The following is a 19,523-nucleotide window of genomic DNA, read 5'->3' as shown; positions in this document are numbered from 1 at the left end:
CGCACACCGACAGGAGAAGGTGGCATGACAGGTTACGACCTGATCGACGAGGCGGTCCTCGACGCTCCGCCGGACGTCGTCTGGGACGCGCTGCTCGCCGAGTTCCGCGGCGGCGCGCAATGGTGGGTGCCGGCCAACACCTTCGCCGCCACGTCCGGTTCACCGGACGAGGTGGGCGGCGAGGTCAAGGTGACGGTCCACACCAAGGGCGTCGACAAGGGCGGTCCGAAGCTGCGGTTCACCTCCCGCACGACGGCTGTCGAGACGGGCAGGCGACTGTCGGTCGAGTACGTCGAGGGGGTCTTCCGCGGGCCGAGCGACTTCCTGCTCGAACCGCTGGACGGCGGGCGCCGCACCCGGCTCGGCATGCACTTCCGGGGCCGTCCGCACGGCTGGCTGAAGGTGCTCGCCAAGGTCGCCGACATCGGCGCGGAGCACTCCAAGGCCACCAGCGCCGCGTTCACCGCCCTGAACGGCGTGCTGGCGGCGAGGGAGAAGGAGGCGGCGCGATGACGACGACGACGGCGCCGCCCGCCACGGAGAGCGCGCTCGTCACCGACGACGGCGCCCGCCTGGCGGTGAGCGTCCTCGCCCCGCTGGGCGCGCCGTCGGGCCGCACGGTGGTCCTCGCGCACGGCTGGGCCGCGGCCCGGCGGGTGTGGGGCACGGTCGCGGACCGGCTGATCCGCGAGGGGCACCGGGTCGTGCTGTACGACCTGCGCGGTCACGGCGCCTCCACGTCCGGCCGGGAGCCGTTCTCGGTCCCCCGGCTGGGAGCGGATCTGGGCGCGGTCCTGGAGCATGTCGGGGCGCCCGGCGACACGATCGTCGTGGGGCACTCGGGCGGCGGGTTCGCGGCGATGGCGTACGCCGTCTCGCCCGCGGCCCGGCTGGGCGCTCTGGTGCTGCTGGGCACCGCCGCGCACGACCAGGACACGCCCGACAGCGAAGTGAAGATGATGGGCAGCGCCCTGTTCTCGTGGGCGGTGGGCCGGCCCGCGCTGGGCCGTCTGCTGCTGGGGCAGAACATGCTCGGCAAGCGGGCCGACGCCCGTGCCGGGGAGGTCAACCGGCAGATGTTCGCGGCCGCTTCGCCGCAGGTGCGGGCCGAGGCGTTCGCCTCCTCGCGGGGCATGGACCTGCGCGAGGAGCTGGCCCGGGTCCGTGTCCCGGCGGTGGTGCTGGCCGGCAGCGCCGACAAGGTCATCGCCCCGGCACTGGGCCGGGCGGTGGCGAAGGCCCTGCCGGGCGCCCGGTTCGAGGAGATCGAGGGCGCCGGTCACATGCTGCCGCTGGAGGCCCCCGACGCGGTCGTGCGGGCGGTGGGCGAGGTGGCCGGCCGGCCGGGTTGAGCGGGACGTCGTACCGGGCGCGCGGGCGCCGGGCCGCCGGAGGATTCCGGCGGGCCGGCGCCCGCGCCGCTGTCTGCACCCCTCCCCCGGCCGCCCCGGGGGCGGGAGGCGCGGCGGGTCAGCCGGTGCCCAGGACGACGGTCTGGGCGGGGGTGCCTGTGGGCATCTCCTGTTCGCCGGCGCGGCTGGTGCGGTACTCCTGCGGGCTCATGCCCCGTACCCGTTTGAACGCCGAGCTCAGCGCGAACGCGCTGCTGTAGCCGACGCGGTGGGCGACGCCTGCCACCGTGGCGTCCGGTTCGCGCAGCAGGTCGGCGGCGAGGGTGAGCCGCCAGGTGGCCAGGTAGGACATCGGCGGCTCCCCCACCACGGTGGTGAAGCGGCGGGCCAGGCCCGCGCGGGAGACGCCGACCTTGCGGGCGAGCAGTTCCACCGTCCAGGGCTGGCCCGGGTTGTCGTGGAGCAGGCGCAGCGCGGGGCCGACCGTGGGGTCCGACTGGGCCCGGTACCAGGCGGGGGCGCCGGCGCCCGGTGCGGCGAGCCAGGCGCGCAGCACGCTGACGAAGAGCAGGTCCAGCAGCCGGTCCAGGACGAGTTCCTGGCCGGGTTCGTCGCGGCCTATCTCGTCGGCGAGGAGGGCGACGAGCGCGTTGTCCTCGGCGCCGGCGGGCCGCACCAGCAGGGCGGGCAGCGCGTTCAGCAGCCGGCGGCCGATTTCGCTGGGCGCCTGGTAGGTGCCGCTGAGCATCACGGACGATCCCTGGCCGAGTGTGTCGCCCCAGGTGCGCACCCCGAGCGCCATGGTGTCGGTGACGTCCTCGCCCTCGGTGGTGTTGCAGCGCTGTTCGGGGCCGACGACGATCTGCACGCCGGTGCCCTGCTCGTCGGCGATGGTGTACGGGTCGGGGCCGCGCAGCACGGCGACGTCGCCGGGCCGCAGCAGCGCGGGCGTGGAGCGGTCGGGCAGGACCCAGGCGTCGCCGCGGACCATGGTGACCAGGGAGATGGGGGCACGGTCCTCGACGCGCAGCGCCCACGGCGGGCTGAAGACCGATTTGATCAGGAACGCGCCGCGGGCCTTGGGGCCTTCGAGCAGGCCGGTGAGAGCATCCACGTGTGTCAACCCATCGGCTGGGAGCGAGGCGTGGGAGGCCTCTGGGGACGGAAGGGGTCGCGCCCGCCCTGCCGTGCGGGGGACGTCCGGCAGGACGGGCGCAGCTTTTCGGGGGCGCGTGCGCCGGTGTCAGTGGCGCAGCGTCGACAGTGCACGGCCGAGGCAGAGCAGGGCGGCGGTGCAGGCGAGGGTGCGGGCGGCGTTGGAGGGCGCCCAGGTCTTCTTGAACGTGTCCCGCAGGGCGGCGAGTTCGCCCGCCGCCTCGGGCAGGCCGCCGGCGGCGAGGCGCTTGTTGAGGGGGACGTTGATGCGCATGGTGAGGACCACGGCGGCGGTGTAGAGGGCGAGCGCGGCCCAGGTCCAGCGGGCGGCGGTGCGCTGTCCGATGCGGGTCAGGCGGGCGCCGGCGATGCCGGTGGCGAGGAAGGCGCCGAAGAAGACAAGTCCGAACAGCCCGTTCTCGATGGCTTCGTTGATGTTCTGCATGGCGGCCACGTAGGTGTGGTCGTCGCCGCGGTCGAGGCCGGGCAGGACGGAGACGTCGAAGGAGAAGTACAGGCCGGCGCTCAGGCCCATGGCGATGGTGGCGGCGTGGAGCGCGGGCTGGGCGGCCGTGGACATCAGGGGCTTCCTTCCGGCGGGCGGGGCGGGGGTGGTCCCGGGCGGGGTGCGCGGGTCAGCGGGGGTCGAGGACGGCGCCGAGGCCGCGTTCGTAGCGGCGGCGCAGGACGGTGCGGCCGAGCAGCCGCACGGGGGGCGGCATGGTGGCGGCGACGAGGTCGACGGAGCGCCGGTCGGCGCCGTCGAACATCCACGGCGGCAGGTAGGTCAGGACGCCGGGCGGTGCGGTGCGCACCAGGCGCTGTTCCAGGGCGAGGTACTCGCGGGCGGGCAGTTGCGCGAAGAGGGGGAAGACGGTCTTCTCCTCGTCGGCGAGGTGGTCGCTCAGGACCTGGCCGAAGTGCGCCGCGGCGCCGCTCAGGCCGGCCGGGCCGGCCGCGGTGGTGAGGGCGGCGGTGACCTGGTCCATGGCCCGGTCGAGTTCGGTGTGGTCGCCGGCGAGTTGTTCGGCCTGGGGCCGGAACTGCGGGAGTTTGCGGAGCAGTTCGGGCCACAGGAAGGTGTCCTCGCTGCGGTGGTGCCAGTCGATGACGTCGCGCAGGCGCTGCCACCAGGTGGCGGCGGGTGCCAGGCCGCGGGCGGTGAGCCGGGGTGCGGCGGCACTCAGGCGGTTCGCGTCGCGGCGCATGGCGATGTGCATCAGGGCGAAGCCGTGGAAGTGGCCGGGCAGGGTGTCGAGGCGTTCGCTCGACATGGGGGTGCTCATGGCCGCCTCCTCGGGGGTTGGAGCTGTTTGCCGCTGAGCGTGTATGAGGTCGACTCAGCTCGTTCGTGTGATGGTCGGCTTCGTGGCGTGCGGCGTCGTGGGCTGTCCGGGTGAGCGTGATCGTGCGATCTGGGACGCCGGGTGCGGTGCCGGTGAGCGGGGCCCCTGCTCCACCGGAGCGATGGTTCAGGGCCTCCCCGTCACCTCTGGCCGTACCCAGCTGGTCAGGTCGCGCAGGGAACCGGCCTCCCGGGCCCGGACCGCGCACCCGATGCGTGGAGCCGTCCCGGGGTCGAGTACGCCGGGGACCAGTGCGCCCAAGACCGTTCGGGGCGTGCGACTGAGCAGATCACTCCTGCTCAGTCCAGAGGAACGGTGGCTGTGTCTCGGGCTGGTCCGGTGCCGCGGCCGCGGGTGCGTCCGTCGGTCCGCGGTCGCGGCACCGGGGCAGGGGCTCCGGGTCAGACGTTCCAGACGCCGGAGGCGGCGGCTTCCCTGGCGTAGTCGGCGAAGTCCTTCGGCTTGCGGCCGAGGGCCTCCTCGACGCCGTGCACCAGGTGGGCGTTGCGGCCGTCGAGGACGTTCTCGAACAGCTCGGCGAAGTCGGCCGGCAGGCCGTGCTCGACCAGGGCGGCCCGGTATTCGTCCTTGGTGATGGGGATGTACTGGATCTGGCGGCCGGTGGCCTTGGTGAGCTCGTCGGCGACGTCGCGGAAGCTCAGCAGGCGCGGGCCGGACAGCTCGTAGGTCTTGCCGATGTGCGCCGGGTCGGTGAGGGCGGCGACGACGACGTCGGCGATGTCGTCGGCGTCGACGAACGCCTCGACCGCGTCGCCGGTGGGCAGGGCGATCTCGCCGGCCAGGACGGGCTCGAGGAAGAAGCTCTCGTCGAAGTTCTGGTTGAAGAAGCTGGAGCGCACGATCGTCCAGTCGGCGCCGGACTCCTTGAGCTTGTTCTCGCCGATCACGGCGCCCTCCTCGCCGCGGCCGGAGAGCAGCACCAGGCGGGTGGCGCCCTTGGCGACGGCGAGCTTGGAGAAGGCGGCGATGTGCTCGTCGGCGCCGGGGAAGGCGAGGTCGGGGTAGTAGGTGACGTAGACGGCGCCGACGCCCTCGAGCGCGGCCTCCCACGTGGAGGAGTCCTCCCACACGAAGCGCGGCTCGCCGGAGCGTGACCCGACGCGCACCGGAAGGCCTCGTGCGGTGAGCCGCTCCGCGACCCTGCGGCCGGTCTTGCCGGTGCCGCCGATCACGAGCGTCGTCCTGGTTCCGGTCGTCTGCGTGTTCTGTGTGTTCGTCATGGTGATGAGTCAACTCCAGTGCGGTGAGACGAGCCATAGCCCAAACGCTCAACCCCATAAGCGTGCGTCTCAGGAGGAGCGGGGCGCGGTGTGCGGCCCGGTCAGGCTAGGCATCGGGCCCTGTCCGAGGCCACCACCCGGGGCCCGTTCTCGAGCGTGTCGAGGCGGGGTCTCGAGGGCGGGGCGGAGGCTGTCGGCCGTCCGAGGCGGGCGCGACGGGCCGCGCCGGCGGGCCGTACTTCGGTGCCCGGCGCCTTCTCCGCGCCTCCGGCGCCCAACTCGCGAAGTTCGCTGGGTAGTTCTTCTGCTTCGGATGTCCGCATCACTCCGGGGAGGGCCGGCTCCACCTGGCCGCTGTCAACGGCACCGCCTCCGTGTCGTCGGCTGCGCCGGCGCCGACGGCCTCCGCACCGAGCCGGTCGTCAACGCCCTGCGGCCTGTCTGCCGCACTCGCTGTCCGGCCGGGTCCGGTGATCTTCCACTCGGCGGTCCGGCGGGCCGGGGACGGGTGCCGGACCGCCCGTACTGCAGGCAGTAGGCGTACCGCGTCACTCGAGCACCTCCCACACCAGGGAGGATAAGAGGTAGGATCAGCAGCATGAATGAGCCTACCGGCAAGTACTCGATCACCATGCCGCGCGACATCGCCGAAGCCGCCAAGGCCCGCGGCGGTCCTTCCGGCCTGTCCGCCTACGTGGCCTCAGCCGTCGCCCGCCAGATCGAGCGAGACAACCTGAACGAACTCATCCAGGTCGCCGAAGCCGAGCACGGCCCGGTCACGGACGAGGAGATCCAGGCGCTCCGCGACCAGCTCCAGCAGGCTCGCAGTGAGCAGCGACAGGGTGGAGCGAACGCCGCGTGACCCGCTCCCCCGCCACCCCTGGCGGCACTCTGGTCCTCGACAGCGAAGGACTGGCCAAGGCTGTCCTGCGCGACCGCACAGTGACCGGCTGGCTCGCTTTGGCCCGCGCCGACGACCTGCGGGTCATCACGTCGGCGGCCACGCTCGTGGAAGTGGTCCACCCTCGGATCAACCGCCCGGCTCTGGAGTGGACACTCTCCCGCCTCGTCGTGGAGCCGGTCAGCGAGTCGATCGCACGGCATGCTGCCACGCTCCTCGCCGACGCCGGTCTCCACGGCCACAAGTACGCCATCGACGCCATGCTCAGCGCCACCGCGCTGGCCGCGCCCGGCCCCGTCACTGTCCTCACTTCCGATCCCGAGGACCTCGCCACGCTGTGCGCCGGACGCGTCACCGTCGTCAAAGTCTGACTGCAACCGCCGAGGGGCTGCCGGCACGGAGAGGTCATGCCTGGCCGCGGCCGAGGGCGATCTCCGTTTCGTCGCCGCCCCAGCTGCCTGGAGAGCGCCACAGGACGTGGACGCCGAAGATGTCACGGACGGTGTCGGCCGACCAGTCCTCGGCGGGCGGTTCACACAGGACCAGGTAGAGGCGGGTGGCCGGCGAAGGCAGGGTGTGGTTGATCTCGAGGAGGCGGGTGGCGCCCGAGCGGAGGTCTGTGTACGTGGAGCGGCCGGCGCCCAAAACCTCGTAGACGAACAGGCCGTCGCCCACGGTGCAGCTGACGTCGACAATCTCGGAGTCGGTGGGCTGGAGGTCGGCCCACAGCAGCTCCGACTTCAACGCGTGGCGGACCGCCTCGTGCTTCCGACAGGGGCGGTCGGCGGCCGCGAGGGTTGTGAACTGCTGCTGCGTGACCGTGCATGAGTGAGTGCTGGCGTGTAGGGGTGAGTTGTTGTGGGCTGTGGTGTGTGAGGGCTCGCGGGGTGGACGGGGGTTCGTGTGTCGAATGGGTGACCTTTGCGGATGGTGGTCGTTGGGGCGGTGGCGGTTGTGTGTGGTCCAGGACAGGAGGGGTGGTGAGCACGGTGGGCGGTCTGCGGGAGGTGGCGGCGCCGTTCGTGGTCACCGGACCTTCGGGTGTGGCAGTGCGTACGCGGCTCAAGGGCCTGACAGCCGGGGACGAGGAGGTGTTGCGGCTGGTGGGTGCGCATCTCGGGTCGCTCGCCTCGCGGGACTTGAAGGCCCGCTGCGCTGACGGGCTGGAGCACTCAGCCGAGTCGTGGGCGGCCCGGAAGCGGGAGTTGACGGGGGTGTCGTCGTCGAGGTGGGCGGGGTCGATCACGAAGGCCACGCACGATCAGTGGGCGCTCGCCCGGCGCGGGCAGGCCGCGCACATCCAGGGCCTCGAAGCCGGGATCAGGACGATCGCTCACCGGCTGTCGCTGCCGGTCGGACAGAAAGGCACCCGGCGGGTCCCGGGCGGCTACCGCTCCGCGCACGAGTGGTTCCACAAAACCCGGCGCCTGCGGGTGCTGGAGGACCGGCTCGAGCGGGCACGAGCCGACCGTGCGGCCGGTGTCGTGCGTGTGGTGCGCGGCGGCCGACGTCTGACCCGTACCCGGCATCACCTTGCCGATGCGGGGCTGACCGCAGCCCAGTGGCGCCGGCGGTGGGAGGCCGAGCGCTGGTTCCTCCAGGCGGATGGTGAGTCGGGGAAAAGGTTCGGCAACGAGACGATCCGCATCACCCCCGAAGGCGACGTCAGCATCAAGCTCCCGGCCCCGCTGGCGTATCTGGCGAACGCCGCGCACGGACGGTACGCACTCGCCATAAAGGTCTCCTTCGCGCACCGGGGCTCCGAGTGGGCGGACCGGGTGGTCGCGCACCGGGCGGTGGCCTACCGCATCCACCACGACACCGGACGCGGCCGCTGGTACGTCACCGCCTCCTGGCAGATCCCGGCCGCCCAGGCCGTTCCGCTCGAAGCCGCCCTCGCCCACGGCGTGATCGGCGTGGCAGTGAAACAGCTTTTCGACAAGCAGCAGGCCGCGAAGGAGGGCCCGCGTCGGTGCGAGCCCTCCTTCGCGGGTGCCGACAGGCGTCAGTAGCGGTAGTGGTCCGGCTTGTACGGACCCTCGACCTCGACGCCGATGTAGGCGGCCTGCTCCGGGCGCAGGGTGGTCAGCTTGACCCCGAGGGCGTCCAGGTGGAGCCGGGCGACCTTCTCGTCCAGGTGCTTGGGCAGCACGTAGACGTCGGTCGGGTACTCCTGCGGCTTCGTGAACAGCTCGATCTGCGCCAGGGTCTGGTCCGCGAACGAGTTGGACATCACGAAGGAGGGGTGACCGGTCGCGTTGCCCAGGTTCAGCAGACGCCCCTCGGACAGCACGATCAGGACCTTGCCGTCGGGGAACGTCCAGGTGTGGACCTGCGGCTTGACCTCGTCCTTCACCACACCCGGCAGCTGCGCCAGACCGGCCATGTCGATCTCGTTGTCGAAGTGCCCGATGTTGCCCACGATCGCCTGGTGCTTCATCCGGGCCATGTCCGAGGCCATGATGATGTCCTTGTTACCGGTCGTGGTGATGAAGATGTCCGCGCTCTCCACCACCTCGTCCAGCGTGGTCACCTGGTAGCCGTCCATCGCCGCCTGCAGCGCGCAGATCGGGTCGATCTCGGTGATGATCACCCGGGCGCCCTGGCCGCGCAGCGACTCCGCACAGCCCTTGCCCACGTCGCCGTAACCGCACACGACCGCCGTCTTGCCGCCGATCAGGACGTCGGTGGCCCGGTTGATGCCGTCGATCAACGAGTGCCGGCAACCGTACTTGTTGTCGAACTTCGACTTGGTGACCGCGTCGTTCACATTGATCGCGGGGAAGAGGAGTGCGCCGTCGCGGTGCATCTCGTAGAGACGGTGCACACCGGTGGTGGTCTCCTCCGTCACACCGCGGATCTCGGCGGCGAGAGCGGGCCAGTCGAGGGTGGAGCGGTGCAGGAGTTCGAGGATGACGCGGTATTCGTCGTTGTCGGCGGTGGAGGGGTCGGGGACGGCGCCGGCCTTGGTGAACTCGACGCCCTTGTGGACCAGGAGGGTCGCGTCGCCGCCGTCGTCGAGGATCATGTTGGGGCCCGCGTGGCCGGGCCAGGTCAGGGCCTGCTCGGTGCACCACCAGTACTCCTCCAGCGTCTCGCCCTTCCAGGCGAAGACGGGGATGCCGGCGGCGGCGATCGCGGCGGCGGCGTGGTCCTGGGTGGAGAAGATGTTGCAGGACACCCAGCGGACCTCGGCGCCGAGCGCGACCAGCGTCTCGATGAGGACCGCGGTCTGCACGGTCATGTGCAGGGAGCCGGTGATGCGCGCGCCGGCGAGCGGCTGGGCCTCGGCGTACTCCTTGCGGATCGACATCAGGCCGGGCATCTCGTGCTCGGCGAGAGTGATCTCCTTGCGGCCGAATTCGGCCAGGGAAAGGTCCGCGACCTTGAAATCCGTGAAATCAGCGGCCGGCTGCGAGGGCATGTGCACTCCTTGAGTTCTGGATGTTCTGGTGGATCTCGAGCGTCGCGGTGGAGCGGTTGAGGGTGATGTAGTGCAGTCCCGGGGCGCCTTCCGCCAGCAGCCGGTCGGCCATCGCGGTGGCGTACTCGACGCCGATGCGGTGGCCTTCGGCCGGGTTGTCGCGGGCCGCCTCGAGGCGGCCCGCGAGGTGGGCGGGGAAGGTGGCGCCGGACAGCTGGGCGAAGCGGGCGATCTGCTTCACGTCGGTGGCGGGCATGATCTCCGGGATGATCGGGGTGTCGCAGCCCGCGGCGGCGACCTTGTCGCGCAGCCGCAGGTAGTCCTCGGCGTGGAAGAACATCTGGGTGATCGCGTAGTCGGCGCCGGCCTTGCATTTGGCGACGAAGTGGCGGATGTCGTCGTCCCAGTCGGCCGAGCGGGGGTGGCGCTCGGGGAAGGCGGCGACGCCCACGCTGAAGTCGCCCGACCGGCGTACCAGGGAGACGAGTTCGTGGGCGTGGGTGAAGCCGTCGGGGTGGGCGGTCCAGGGCGCGTTCGGGTCGCCGGGCGGGTCGCCGCGCAGGGCGAGCACGTCGTGCACGCCGGCGTCCGCGTACTGGCCGATGATGTGGCGCAGTTCGGCGACCGAGTGGCCGACGGCGGTCAGGTGGGCGACGGGACGCAGGGTGGTCTCGGCGGCGATGCGTTTGGTGACGGCGACGGTGCGGTCGCGTGAGGAGCCGCCGGCGCCGTAGGTGACGGACACGAACGCCGGTGCCAGCGGCTCGATACGGCGGATCGCGTTCCACAGGGTGCGTTCGCCCTGGGCGGTCTTCGGGGGGAAGAACTCGAAGGAGAACGAGGGTCCCGGCGCGGCGAGGATCTCGCGCAGGGTGCTCATGCTCTTCCTCCGGCGTTGAAGTAGCTCGCCTCGGGGTGGTGGACGACGATCGCGTCGGTGGACTGCTCGGGGTGGAGCTGGAACTCCTCGGAGAGCTGGACGCCGATGCGTTCCGGTTCGAGCAGGGCGGCGATCTTGGCACGGTCCTCGAGGTCGGGGCAGGCGGGGTAGCCGAGCGAGTAGCGGCAGCCCTGGTACTCGGTGCGGAGCATGCCGTCGAGGCCGGTGGGGTCGGCGGCGGCGATCGACAGTTCGGCGCGCACCCGTGCGTGCCAGTACTCGGCGAGCGCCTCGGCGAGCTGGACGGACAGGCCGTGCAGTTCGAGGTAGTCGCGGTAGGAGTTGGCCTCGAACAGCTTGGCGGTCTCCTCGCCGATCCGGGAGCCGACGGTGACGACCTGGAGGGCGACGACGTCCGTCTCGCCGGATTCCTCGGGGCGGAAGAAGTCGGCCAGGCACAGGTGCCGGCCGCGGCTCTGGCGGGGGAAGGTGAAGCGGGTCCGCTCTGAGCCGTCGTCGCCGAGGATGATCAGGTCGTCGCCCTTGGAGACGCAGGGGAAGTAGCCGTGGACGACGGCCGCTTCGAGCAGGTTGTCGGTCTGCAGCCGGTCCAGCAGGCCGCGCAGCCGCGGCCGGCCCTCGGACTCCACCAGCTCCTCGTAGGTGGGGCCGGTGCCGCGGGCGGCCTTCAGTCCCCACTGGCCCTTGAACAGGGCGCTCTCGTCGAGCCAGGAGGCGTAGTCCTTCAGCGGGATGCCCTTGACGACGCGGCTGCCCCAGAACGGCGGTGTGGGGACGGGGTTGTCGTCTGCGACGTCGGAGCGGGTGGGCTGCTCCGGGGGGCGTTCGTCGACGACGGCCGGGGTGGCCTTGACGCGGCGCTGTTTGAGTTCGGGCAGGGCGGCGCCGGGGACGCCGCGTTTGATGCCGATGAGGGCGTCCATCAGGCGCAGGCCCTCGAACGCGTCACGGGCGTAGCGGACTTCGCCGTCGTAGATCTCGTGGAGGTCCTGTTCGACGTAGGCGCGGGTGAGGGCGGCGCCGCCGAGGATGACGGGGTAGTCGGCGGCCATGCCCCGCTGGTTGAGCTCCTGGAGGTTCTCCTTCATGATCACCGTGGACTTGACCAGGAGGCCGGACATGCCGATGACATCGGCCTTGTGTTCCTTGGCCGCGTCGAGGATCGCGGAGACGGGCTGCTTGATGCCCAGGTTGACCACGTTGTAGCCGTTGTTGGACAGGATGATGTCCACGAGGTTCTTGCCGATGTCGTGGACGTCGCCGCGGACGGTCGCCAGCACGATGGTGCCCTTGCCGTCGGCGTCCGTCTTCTCCATGTGCGGCTCGAGATGAGCGACGGCGATCTTCATGACCTCGGCGGACTGCAGCACGAACGGCAGCTGCATCTGCCCGGAGCCGAACAGTTCGCCGACGACCTTCATGCCCGCCAGGAGGGTGTCGTTGACGATGGCGAGGGCAGGCGTGTCCTTCAGCGCCTCGTCGAGGTCGGCTTCCAGGCCGTTCTTCTCCCCGTCGATGATGCGGCGCTGCAGGCGCTCCTCCAGCGGCAGGGCCGCCAGTTCCTCGGCCTTGCCGGCCTTCAGGGACGTGGTGGAGACGCCCTCGAAGAGCTCCATGAGCTTCTGCAGGGGGTCGTAACCCTCGGCGCGGCGGTCGTGGATGAGGTCGCGGGCGACCGTGACCTGCTCCTCGTCGAACCGGGCGATGGGCAGGATCTTGGAGGCGTGGACGATCGCCGAGTCGAGGCCCGCGTTGACGCACTCGTCGAGGAAGACGGAGTTGAGCAGGACGCGGGCGGCCGGGTTGAGGCCGAAGGAGATGTTCGACAGGCCCAGCGTGGTCTGCACGTCGGGGTGGCGGCGCTTGAGTTCCCGGATGGCTTCGATGGTGTTGAGGCCGTCCTTGCGGGACTCCTCCTGCCCGGTGCAGATGGTGAAGGTCAGGGTGTCGATGAGGATGTCCGACTCGTGGATGCCCCAGTTGCCGGTCAGGTCCTCGATCAGCCGCTCGGCGACGGCGACCTTGTGCTCCACCGAGCGGGCCTGGCCCTCCTCGTCGATCGTCAGCGCGATCAGCGCGGCGCCGTGCTCCTTCGCGAGCGCGGTGACCTTCGCGAAACGCGACTCCGGGCCGTCGCCGTCCTCGTAGTTGACCGAGTTGATGACCGCACGGCCACCGAGCTTTTCCAACCCCGCCTGAAGGACCGGGAGTTCGGTGGAGTCCAGCACGATCGGCAGGGTGGAGGCGGTGGCGAAGCGTCCGGCCAGCTCGGCCATGTCGGCGACGCCGTCGCGGCCCACGTAGTCGACGCACAGGTCGAGCATGTGGGCGCCCTCGCGGATCTGGTCGCGCGCCATCTCCACGCAGTCGTCCCAGCGGCCCTCGAGCATCGCCTCGCGGAACTTCTTCGACCCGTTGGCGTTCGTCCGCTCGCCGATCGCCATGTACGCGGTGTCCTGACGGAACGGCACCGCCTGATAGAGGGAGGCGGCACCCGGATCGGGCCGCGGTTCGCGGGCCGGTGGGGTCAGGTCACGGACGCGTTCGACGATGCGGCGCAGGTGCTCCGGGGTGGTGCCGCAGCAGCCGCCGACCAGGGACAGACCGTAGTCGGCGACGAACTGCTCCTGCGCGTCGGCGAGTTCGGCGGGGGTCAGGGGGTAGTGGGCGCCGTCCTTGCCGAGGACGGGCAGTCCGGCGTTGGGCATGCAGGACAGCGGGATACGGGAGTGGCGGGCGAGATGGCGCAGGTGCTCGCTCATCTCGGCCGGGCCGGTGGCGCAGTTGAGGCCGATCATGTCGATGCCGAGCGGTTCGAGCGCGGTGAGCGCCGCGCCGATCTCGGAGCCGAGCAGCATGGTGCCGGTGGTCTCGACCGTCACCGAGCAGATCAGCGGCGGGCGGCTGCCGGTGGCGTCCATGGCGCGGCGGGCGCCGATGATCGCGGCCTTGGTCTGCAGCAGGTCCTGCGTCGTCTCCACCAGCAGCGCGTCCGCGCCGCCGGCGATGAGGCCCTCGGCGTTCGCCTGGTAGGCGTCGCGCAGCAGGGTGTAGGGGGCGTGGCCGAGGGTGGGGAGCTTGGTGCCGGGGCCCATCGAGCCCAGCACCCACCGCTGCTGCCCGGTGGAGGCCGTGTAGGCGTCGGCGACCTCGCGGGCGATCCGGGCGCCCGCCTGGGACAGTTCGTGGACCCGCTCGGGGATGTCGTACTCCCCCAGTGCGGCGTGGTTGGCGCCGAAGGTGTTGGTCTCCACGCAGTCGACGCCGACGTCGAAGTACGCCTCGTGGACGGAGCGGACGATGTCGGGGCGGGTGACATTGAGGACCTCGTTGCAGCCCTCGAGGTTCTCGAAGTCCTCCAGCGTCGGATCCTGCGCCTGGAGCATGGTGCCCATCGCGCCGTCGGCCACCACGACCCGGGTGGCGAGCGCTTCGCGCAGGGCGTCGATACGGGTGCCGGTCACAGCTGGTCCCCCAGTCCTGAGACGAGCAGACGGGCGGCGTCAAAGCCGTAGGCGCGTTCCGCGGTGGCCAGCAGGCGGGTCCGGTCGGTGCGGTAGGACTGCGAGCCGACCGCGCCGAGGGCCTCGGCGGCAAGGACGCAGCCCAGGCGGGCGGCGCCGGTGAGGTCCAGGCCGCGGGCGGTGCCGGCGAGGAACCCGGCCCGGAAGGCGTCGCCGACTCCGGTGGGGTCGGTGGCGGGCGCGTCGGGGACGGCGGGGACGGTCAGGGGTTCGTGGCCGGCCCGGTCGATGCGGACGCCGGCGGCGCCGAGGGTGGTGATCCAGGCGCCGACCTTGGCGAGGACGTCGGCGTGTTCCCAGCCGGTGCGTTCCAGCAGCAGGGCGGCCTCGTACTCGTTGGTGAAAAGCCAGCGGGCGCCGTCGACGAGGTCGCGTACCTCGCTGCCCTCCAGGCGGGCGAGCTGCTGGGAGGGGTCGGCGGCGAACGGCAGGCCCAGTTCGCGGCACTCCGCCGTGTGGCGCAGCATCGCCGCCGGGTCGTTCGGGCAGACCAGGACGAGGTCGGGGCGGACGCTGCCGGTGGTCAGGTGCCACAGGTCGATGTCGCGGGCCTCTTGCATGGCGCCCGCGTAGAAGGAGGCGATCTGGTTGGAGTCCTGGTCGGTGATGCACATGAACCGGGCGGTCTGCCGCTCGGTGGAGACCAGGACGGGGCCGGTGTCGACGCCGTGTTCCTTGAGCCAGACCTCGTACTCGGCGAAGTCGCTGCCCACGGCGCCGACCAGCTGGGGGGTGAGGCCGAGGCCGCCGAGGCCGAAGGCGACGTTGGCCGCCACTCCGCCCCGGCGCACCTCGAGTGCGTCGACCAGGAAGGAGAGCGAGACATGAGCGAGCTGGTCGGGGATCAGCTGATCCGCGAACCGGCCGGGGAAGACCATCAGATGGTCGGTGGCGATGGAACCGGTGACAGCGATGCGCACGTCAGGTCTCCTCACAGGTCCGGCCGGCTCAGAGACCGGCCGCGGCCTTGAGCCGGTGGGCGCGGTCGGTCCGCTCCCAGGTGAAGTCGGGCAGTTCGCGGCCGAAGTGGCCGTAGGCGGCGGTGGCGGCGTAGATGGGCCGCAGCAGGTCGAGGTCGCGGATGATGGCCGCGGGGCGCAGGTCGAAGACCTCGGTGATGGCCTTCTCGATGCGCTCCTGGGCGACGGTGCCGGTGCCGAACGTCTCGACGAACAGGCCGACCGGCTCGGCCTTGCCGATGGCGTAGGCGACCTGGACCTCGCAGCGGGAGGCGAGGCCCGCGGCGACGACGTTCTTGGCGACCCAGCGCATCGCGTACGCGGCGGAACGGTCGACCTTGGACGGGTCCTTGCCGGAGAACGCGCCACCGCCGTGGCGGGCCATGCCGCCGTACGTGTCGATGATGATCTTGCGGCCGGTCAGGCCGGCGTCGCCCATCGGGCCGCCGATCTCGAAACGGCCGGTCGGGTTGACCAGCAGGCGGTAGTTGTCCGTCTCGAGCTTGATGCCGTCCTCGGCGAGTGCGGCGAGGACGTGCTCGACGACGTGCTCGCGGATGTCGGGGGTGAGCAGGGAGCCGAGGTCGATGTCGGCGGCGTGCTGGGAGGAGACGACGACGGTGTCCAGGCGCACCGGGCGGCTGCCCTGGTACTCGATGGTGACCTGGGTCTTGCCGTCGGGGCGCAGGTAGGGGACGGTGCCGTCCTTGCGGACCTCGGTGAGCCGGCGCGAGAGGCGGTGGGCGAGCTCGATGGGCAGCGGCATCAGCGAGGGGGTCTCGTCGGTGGCGTAGCCGAACATCAGGCCCTGGTCGCCGGCGCCCTGCTGGTCGAGCTCGTCGTCCTCGCCCTCGACGCGGGTCTCGTAGGCGCTGTCGACGCCCTGGGCGATGTCCGGGGACTGCGCGCCGATGGAGACGGAGACGCCGCAGGAGGCGCCGTCGAAGCCCTTGGCGGACGAGTCGTAGCCGATGGCCAGGATCGTGTCGCGGACCAGTTGGGCGATGGGCGCGTACGCCTTGGTGGTGACCTCGCCGGCGATGTGGACCTGGCCGGTGGTGATCAGGGTCTCGACCGCGACGCGTGAGGCGGGGTCCTCGCGCAGCAGGGCGTCGAGGACGGTGTCACTGATCTGGTCGGCGATCTTGTCGGGGTGGCCCTCGGTCACGGACTCCGAGGTGAACAGGCGACGGGACATGACTCTCCAGGAAGCAGCGGGCGGACGGGTCGTCAGGCGGTGGTGAGGGCGTGGCGGCTCTCGGGGCGGGCCAGGCCCAGGCGTTCGCGCAGGGTGGTGGCCGCGGTGCGGTCCGGGCGGCCGGGCCGGGCGGCGAGCGCGGCCAGGACCGGGTCGTCGGAGCCGGTGAGCGCCACCGTGAAGCCGTCCGCGGGGCTGTCGGCGGGCAGTTCGGCGGCCGGGCCGGGCAGCGGCAGGAGGATCTTGGCGTGCGGTGCCTGCTGCTTCACCGAGGCGGCGTCGGCCGCCTCGTCGAGCAGGACGAGGTCGGCGGCCGCGGCGAGGGCGGGGCCGGTGACGGCGACGACGGGGTGGCCCTGCGGCGGGCGGGCGACGTTGAGGGGGCCGGCCACGTCGAAGTGCCTGCCCTGGTGGTCGAGTTGGTGGACGGCGGGCAGCCGCCAGTACAGGCCGTCGGCGCGGTCGTGGACGAAGGCGTCGTCGTCGAAGCTGTCCCACAGGCCGCGGACGACGTCGATGAGTTCGCCGGTGCGGCCCTCGGGGTCGGTGGTGTCCGTGCTCGCGAGCCAGCCGGTGCGGCCGTGGGCGAGGTGGTCGAGCGAGGCGGTGATCCGGGACACGTGGTAGGGGGCCTGGTCGGCCGGGAGCGGGGCGGTGATCAGGCCGATGTGCTCGGTGACGGCGGCCAGCGCGGCGGTCAGCGTCGTCGTCTCGAACCGGCCCTGGACGCCGGCGGCGGCCCGGTCGTCGATCAGGACGGCGTCGAATCCGGCGGCCTCCGCGGCCCGCACGGCGCGGGTGATCGTGCCGAGGGTGGCGGCGGGGCCGCGGGTGTCGAGGGTGGCGACGAGGATGGGCGCGGTCATCAGAATTCCTTCGTGGATACCCCGGCCTTCAGACCGGGGAGGAGACGAAGCTCTTGCGGAGCAGGGCAGGGATGGGCGAATCGCCGCCAGGGCGGTTCGGCGTCTGCAACCACCGGCAGACACCCGCCGCTCACACGGGAACTGATAGCGTGTGAGGCGTGATGCAGCAGGTCAAGCGGGCTTTCAAGTACCGCTTTTATCCCACGGACGAGCAGGCGGCTGAGCTGTCCCGCACGTTCGGCTGTGTCCGCCTCGTGTACAACAAGGCGCTTGAGGGGCGCACGCGAGCCTGGTACGGCGAGCAGCGCCGGGTCTCCTACGTGCAGTCGTCCGCCGCGCTGACGGAGTGGAAGAAGACCGAAGAACTCGCCTTCCTCTCGGAGGTGTCCTCCGTCCCGCTCCAGCAGGCGCTGCGGCACTTGCAGACGGCGTTCGCCAACTTCTTCGCCAAGCGGTCGAAGTACCCGCGGTACAAGTCGCGGAAAAAGTCCAGGGCGTCGGCCGAGTACACCCGCAGCGCCTTCACGTGGCGTAACGGACAGCTCACGCTGGCGAAGACCGCGGAGCCCCTGGACATCCGCTGGTCCCGTCCCCTTCCCGAAGGGGCGGAGCCGACGACGGTGACCGTGTCCCGCGACCGTGCGGGCCGCTGGTTCGTGTCCCTGCTGTGCGAGGACACCATCACCCCCGCGCCCGCCACCACGGCGGCCGTCGGCATCGACGCCGGGATCACCTCCCTGGTGACCCTGTCCACCGGGGAGAAGATCACCAACCCCAAGCACGAGCGCCGTGACCGCGCCCGCCTCGCGAAGGCTCAGCGGGAGCTGTCGCGCAAGGCGAAGGGGTCGGCGAACCGGAAGAAAGCCCGCCGCAAGGTCGCCCGCGTCCACGCCCGGATCACCGACCGGCGCTGCGACTTCCTCCACAAGCTGTCGACTCGACTCGTCCGTGAGAACCAAACGGTCGTGATCGAGGACCTCACCGTCCGCAACCTGCTGAAGAACGGCAAGCTCGCGCGCGCCATCTCCGACGCGGCCTGGACGGAACTGCGCTCCATGCTGGAGTACAAGTGCGCCTGGTATGGGCGCGAACTCGTCGTGATCGACCGCTGGTTCCCCAGCTCCAAGCTGTGCGGAACCTGCGGCACGGTCCGCGGGAAGCTGCCGCTGAACGTCCGGGAGTGGACGTGCGACTGCGGCGCTGTGCATGACCGCGACGTGAATGCGGCACGCAACATCCTGGCCGCCGGGCTGGCGGCGTCGGCCTGTGGAGACGGTATAAGACCTCAACGGGAGTCCTCCCGGACGGGGCGGTCGTCGGTGAAGCAGGAACCCCAGCGGGCGACCGCTGGAATCCCCCGCCTTTAGGCGGGGGAGGAAGTCAAGCCGCTGCACCTGCCTTCCGGGGGGCGTCGATGCCGAGGTTGGCCCGCAGGGTGGTGCCCTCGTAGCCCGAGCGGTACAGGCCGCGGCGCTGCAGTTCGGGCACCACGTGGTCGACGAAGTCGTCGGCGGAGCCCGGCAGGTACGGGAAGTCGATGTTGAAGCCGTCGGCGCCGCGGCCGGTGAACCAGCTCTCCATGTGGTCGGCGAGCTGCTCCGGTGTGCCGACGACGATGTCGCCCATCAGCCGCAGGGCCAGCTCGCGGATGCTGAGGTTCTCGCGCCTGGCCAGGCCGATCAGCCGCTCGGTCGTCGACTGGGACTGGTTGGTGTACGGGATGTCGGGGACGGGCCCGTCGATCGGGTACGCGCTCAGGTCGACGTCGCCGAGGTGGTCCTGAAGGGTGCGCAGGGCGACATGGTCGTGGGTGAGGTCCTGCAGTTCCTGCAGGCGCTGCTTCGCCTCGGTGTCGGTGGCGGCGACGATCGGCGCGAGGGTCGGCCACACGAGGACCTTCTCGGGGTCGCGGCCGTGCCGGGCGACGCGTGCCTTGAGGTCGCCGTAGAAGTCCTGGGCGTCGGAGAGCCGGTTGTGCCGGGTGAAGATGACCTCGGCGTGCCGGGCGGCGAACTCGCGTCCCACCGGCGAGGAGCCGGCCTGGATGATGACGGGGCGGCCCTGCGGGGGGCGGGCGATCCCGAGCGGGCCGGGGGCCTCGAAGTGGGTGCCGCGGTGGTCGACGGGGCGGCCGTCGCTGTCCCACAGTTTTTTGACGACGTCGATGAACTCCTCGGCCCGCTCGTAGCGTTTGCCGTGCTCCAGGTGCTCGGGGAAGCCGAAGTTGGCGGACTCCCACGGTGCGGCGGAGGTGACGACGTTCCAGCCGGCCCGGCCGCCGCTGAGGTGGTCGAGGGAGGCGAAGCGGGCGGCGATGTGCGCCGGTTCGTTGTACGTGGTGGTGGCGGTGGCGCACAGGCCGATGTGCTCGGTGACCGCGGCGTAGGCGGCGAGCAGGGTGAGCGGTTCGAAGTGCTCGGTGCGCGAGGTGCGGCACAGGGAGTCCAGGCGGGTGCCCCACACGGCGACGATGTCCGCGATGAACACGGCGTCGAACAGGCCGCGTTCGAGGGTGCGGGCGTTGTCGCGGTGGAATTCGAAGTCGAGCTGGGCGTCCGCCTTGGTCGCCGGGTGGCGCCAGGCGGCCACATGGCCGCCGGGGCCGTCGATGATGCCGGCGAGGGTGATGCGCCGGCGGGGTGCGGTCATGGTGGGT

General features: G+C 71.4%; 17 protein-coding genes and 1 pseudogene. 6 read left to right on the top strand and 12 right to left on the bottom strand.

Annotation, left to right across the window (positions count from 1 at the left end; all coding sequences use genetic code 11):
* Positions 1 to 24 precede the first annotated feature (24 nt).
* Positions 25 to 513: an SRPBCC family protein gene (locus SPRI_RS35615; RefSeq protein ID WP_234020476.1), complete on the top strand. Its 489-nt coding sequence runs from the start codon at positions 25 to 27 to the stop codon at positions 511 to 513.
* Positions 510 to 1,352, top strand: coding sequence for an alpha/beta fold hydrolase (locus SPRI_RS35610; protein WP_037775632.1), 843 nt, complete (start codon positions 510 to 512; stop codon positions 1,350 to 1,352). The genes SPRI_RS35615 and SPRI_RS35610 overlap by 4 nt, the downstream gene beginning before the upstream one ends.
* 118 nt (positions 1,353 to 1,470) lie before the next feature.
* On the opposite strand, the gene SPRI_RS35605 is transcribed toward SPRI_RS35610, so the two are convergent.
* The 4 genes from SPRI_RS35605 to SPRI_RS35590 all read right to left on the bottom strand — a co-directional run bounded on the left by SPRI_RS35605 (position 1,471) and on the right by SPRI_RS35590 (position 5,094).
* Positions 1,471 to 2,466 carry an AraC family transcriptional regulator gene (locus tag SPRI_RS35605; protein ID WP_053556618.1) on the bottom strand — a complete coding sequence of 332 codons (996 nt, stop codon included), beginning with the start codon at positions 2,464 to 2,466 and terminating at the stop codon, positions 1,471 to 1,473.
* A gap of 129 nt (positions 2,467 to 2,595) precedes the next feature.
* Positions 2,596 to 3,087 carry an anthrone oxygenase family protein gene (locus SPRI_RS35600; RefSeq protein WP_005321899.1) on the bottom strand — a complete coding sequence of 164 codons (492 nt, stop codon included), beginning with the start codon at positions 3,085 to 3,087 and terminating at the stop codon, positions 2,596 to 2,598.
* 55 nt (positions 3,088 to 3,142) lie between these two features.
* The gene (locus tag SPRI_RS35595; protein WP_005321896.1) at positions 3,143 to 3,793 is read right to left on the bottom strand and encodes a hemerythrin domain-containing protein; all 651 of its coding nucleotides are present in this window, start codon (positions 3,791 to 3,793) and stop codon (positions 3,143 to 3,145) included.
* Between the two features lie 461 nt (positions 3,794 to 4,254).
* Positions 4,255 to 5,094, bottom strand: a complete 840-nt coding sequence (locus SPRI_RS35590) for an NmrA family NAD(P)-binding protein (RefSeq protein ID WP_005321894.1) — start codon at positions 5,092 to 5,094, stop codon at positions 4,255 to 4,257.
* 598 nt (positions 5,095 to 5,692) lie between these two features.
* Between SPRI_RS35590 and SPRI_RS35585 the strand changes: the two genes are divergently transcribed.
* Entirely contained in the window at positions 5,693 to 5,956 is a 264-nt protein-coding gene (locus tag SPRI_RS35585) for a hypothetical protein (RefSeq protein ID WP_005321891.1), read from the top strand.
* Complete coding sequence (locus SPRI_RS35580) at positions 5,953 to 6,366, top strand: PIN domain-containing protein (protein ID WP_005321888.1); 414 nt, start codon at positions 5,953 to 5,955, stop codon at positions 6,364 to 6,366. Before SPRI_RS35585 ends, SPRI_RS35580 begins: the two co-directional genes overlap by 4 nt.
* Positions 6,367 to 6,400: 34 nt before the next feature.
* Here the strand turns inward: SPRI_RS35580 and SPRI_RS35575 are convergent, their stop codons facing one another.
* Entirely contained in the window at positions 6,401 to 6,739 is a 339-nt protein-coding gene (locus tag SPRI_RS35575) for a hypothetical protein (RefSeq protein WP_005321886.1), read from the bottom strand.
* 245 nt (positions 6,740 to 6,984) lie between these two features.
* On the opposite strand from SPRI_RS35575, the pseudogene SPRI_RS35570 reads away from it, so the two are divergent.
* Positions 6,985 to 7,914: pseudogene (locus SPRI_RS35570) on the top strand (hypothetical protein); the annotation flags it as partial.
* Positions 7,915 to 8,000: 86 nt separating this feature from the next.
* Here SPRI_RS35570 and ahcY read toward each other — a convergent pair.
* From ahcY to SPRI_RS35540, 6 genes are read right to left on the bottom strand one after another with little or no spacing between them, the layout of a single operon-like run.
* The gene (ahcY, locus tag SPRI_RS35565; protein WP_053556620.1) at positions 8,001 to 9,419 is read right to left on the bottom strand and encodes an adenosylhomocysteinase; all 1,419 of its coding nucleotides are present in this window, start codon (positions 9,417 to 9,419) and stop codon (positions 8,001 to 8,003) included.
* A complete protein-coding gene (gene metF, locus SPRI_RS35560; protein WP_005321882.1) occupies positions 9,397 to 10,299 on the bottom strand; it encodes a methylenetetrahydrofolate reductase [NAD(P)H] in 903 nt (300 codons plus the stop codon). Before metF ends, ahcY begins: the two co-directional genes overlap by 23 nt.
* On the bottom strand, positions 10,296 to 13,784 hold the full coding sequence (metH, locus tag SPRI_RS35555) for a methionine synthase (RefSeq protein WP_005321881.1): 3,489 nt from the start codon (positions 13,782 to 13,784) through the stop codon (positions 10,296 to 10,298). The genes metF and metH overlap by 4 nt, the downstream gene beginning before the upstream one ends.
* Positions 13,781 to 14,764: a carbohydrate kinase family protein gene (locus SPRI_RS35550; RefSeq protein WP_037775626.1), complete on the bottom strand. Its 984-nt coding sequence runs from the start codon at positions 14,762 to 14,764 to the stop codon at positions 13,781 to 13,783. The genes metH and SPRI_RS35550 overlap by 4 nt, the downstream gene beginning before the upstream one ends.
* Positions 14,765 to 14,792: 28 nt before the next feature.
* Positions 14,793 to 16,001, bottom strand: coding sequence for a methionine adenosyltransferase (gene metK / locus SPRI_RS35545; RefSeq protein ID WP_005321878.1), 1,209 nt, complete (start codon positions 15,999 to 16,001; stop codon positions 14,793 to 14,795).
* A 32-nt stretch (positions 16,002 to 16,033) separates the two neighbouring features.
* Complete coding sequence (locus SPRI_RS35540; RefSeq protein ID WP_050791658.1) at positions 16,034 to 16,867, bottom strand: LLM class flavin-dependent oxidoreductase; 834 nt, start codon at positions 16,865 to 16,867, stop codon at positions 16,034 to 16,036.
* Between the two features lie 161 nt (positions 16,868 to 17,028).
* Between SPRI_RS35540 and SPRI_RS35535 the strand changes: the two genes are divergently transcribed.
* Positions 17,029 to 18,234, top strand: coding sequence for an RNA-guided endonuclease InsQ/TnpB family protein (locus SPRI_RS35535; protein WP_005321874.1), 1,206 nt, complete (start codon positions 17,029 to 17,031; stop codon positions 18,232 to 18,234).
* A 13-nt stretch (positions 18,235 to 18,247) separates the two neighbouring features.
* On the opposite strand, the gene SPRI_RS35530 is transcribed toward SPRI_RS35535, so the two are convergent.
* Complete coding sequence (locus SPRI_RS35530; protein WP_005321872.1) at positions 18,248 to 19,516, bottom strand: LLM class flavin-dependent oxidoreductase; 1,269 nt, start codon at positions 19,514 to 19,516, stop codon at positions 18,248 to 18,250.
* Positions 19,517 to 19,523 lie beyond the last annotated feature (7 nt).

Source organism: Streptomyces pristinaespiralis (assembly GCF_001278075.1).
Classification (GTDB): Bacteria; Actinomycetota; Actinomycetes; order Streptomycetales; family Streptomycetaceae; genus Streptomyces; species Streptomyces pristinaespiralis.
This window is presented reverse-complemented; position numbering and strand designations above follow the sequence as displayed.

What these genes read in the sequence shown, in the direction of transcription:
- SPRI_RS35615 (WP_234020476.1), top strand. Translation starts at nt 25, where the DNA reads ATGACAGGTTACGACCTGATCGACGAGGCGGTCCTCGACGCTCCGCCG.
- SPRI_RS35595 (WP_005321896.1), bottom strand. Translation starts at nt 3,793, where the DNA reads ATGAGCACCCCCATGTCGAGCGAACGCCTCGACACCCTGCCCGGCCAC.
- SPRI_RS35585 (WP_005321891.1), top strand. Translation starts at nt 5,693, where the DNA reads ATGAATGAGCCTACCGGCAAGTACTCGATCACCATGCCGCGCGACATC.
- SPRI_RS35535 (WP_005321874.1), top strand. Translation starts at nt 17,029, where the DNA reads ATGCAGCAGGTCAAGCGGGCTTTCAAGTACCGCTTTTATCCCACGGAC.
- SPRI_RS35590 (WP_005321894.1), bottom strand. Translation starts at nt 5,094, where the DNA reads ATGACGAACACACAGAACACGCAGACGACCGGAACCAGGACGACGCTC.
- ahcY (WP_053556620.1), bottom strand. Translation starts at nt 9,419, where the DNA reads ATGCCCTCGCAGCCGGCCGCTGATTTCACGGATTTCAAGGTCGCGGAC.
- SPRI_RS35530 (WP_005321872.1), bottom strand. Translation starts at nt 19,516, where the DNA reads ATGACCGCACCCCGCCGGCGCATCACCCTCGCCGGCATCATCGACGGC.
- metF (WP_005321882.1), bottom strand. Translation starts at nt 10,299, where the DNA reads ATGAGCACCCTGCGCGAGATCCTCGCCGCGCCGGGACCCTCGTTCTCC.
- SPRI_RS35610 (WP_037775632.1), top strand. Translation starts at nt 510, where the DNA reads ATGACGACGACGACGGCGCCGCCCGCCACGGAGAGCGCGCTCGTCACC.
- SPRI_RS35600 (WP_005321899.1), bottom strand. Translation starts at nt 3,087, where the DNA reads ATGTCCACGGCCGCCCAGCCCGCGCTCCACGCCGCCACCATCGCCATG.
- SPRI_RS35540 (WP_050791658.1), bottom strand. Translation starts at nt 16,867, where the DNA reads ATGACCGCGCCCATCCTCGTCGCCACCCTCGACACCCGCGGCCCCGCC.
- metK (WP_005321878.1), bottom strand. Translation starts at nt 16,001, where the DNA reads ATGTCCCGTCGCCTGTTCACCTCGGAGTCCGTGACCGAGGGCCACCCC.